General features: G+C 37.5%; 1 protein-coding gene. It reads left to right on the top strand.

Going from position 1 to position 718, the window contains the following annotated elements; all coding sequences use genetic code 11:
* The coding region (locus tag ACQRBH_RS17280) for an IS1634 family transposase (protein WP_427762688.1) at positions 1–627 on the top strand (627 nt) is incomplete at its 5' end.
* Positions 628–718 lie beyond the last annotated feature (91 nt).

Genomic DNA, 718 nt, shown 5'->3' with positions numbered 1-718 from the left:
CGTAGTCGTCAGATTGACCGTGCACTGAAAATGATTCAGTCTCCAGGAAAATGCAGACGAGGAAAGAATCAAAACGACCCTGCACGATTCATTCAAAAGACTAGCATTACACCAGATGGTGAAATCGCAGATAAGTCGGTTTATGAATTGGATGAAGAACGCATAAATGAAGAATCCATGTATGATGGTTTTTATGCTGTTGTAACAAACCTTGAAGATAACCCAGCGGAAATCATTAAGATTAACAAGCAACGTTGGGAAATCGAAGAAAACTTTCGAATCATGAAATCCGATTTTGAAGCCAGACCCGTCTATGTACAGAGAGACGATCGTATCAAAGCACATTTTCTTACGTGTTATATCAGTCTCTTAGTATATAGATTATTAGAAAAGAAACTGGGGGAAGGGTTTACATGCACTCAGATTTTGGAAACATTACGTGGTATGAATATGACACTATTAAGCAAGGACAGTGGTTACATTCCTTCTTACAAACGCACAAAACTAACAGATGCTCTTCACAGTTCATTTGGATTAAGAACAGACTTTGAATTTATATCAAAAGCCTCCATGCGAGGAATTATTTCAAAGACAAAAAAGATAACTAGCACAAAAGCAAAAATATAGCACATATCGATGCAAACGAACAAACAGCCACATAGCCCATAAATACAGGCTTTGCGGCTGTTTTGTCTTTTATTAACTGTCAAAGATGGGA

Origin of the sequence: Bariatricus sp. SGI.161 (assembly GCF_050313695.1) — a bacterium.
Taxonomy (GTDB): domain Bacteria; phylum Bacillota; class Clostridia; order Lachnospirales; family Lachnospiraceae; genus JAFBIX01.
The sequence above is the reverse complement of the archived record's forward strand: the minus strand, read 5'-3'. Positions and strand labels throughout refer to the sequence as shown.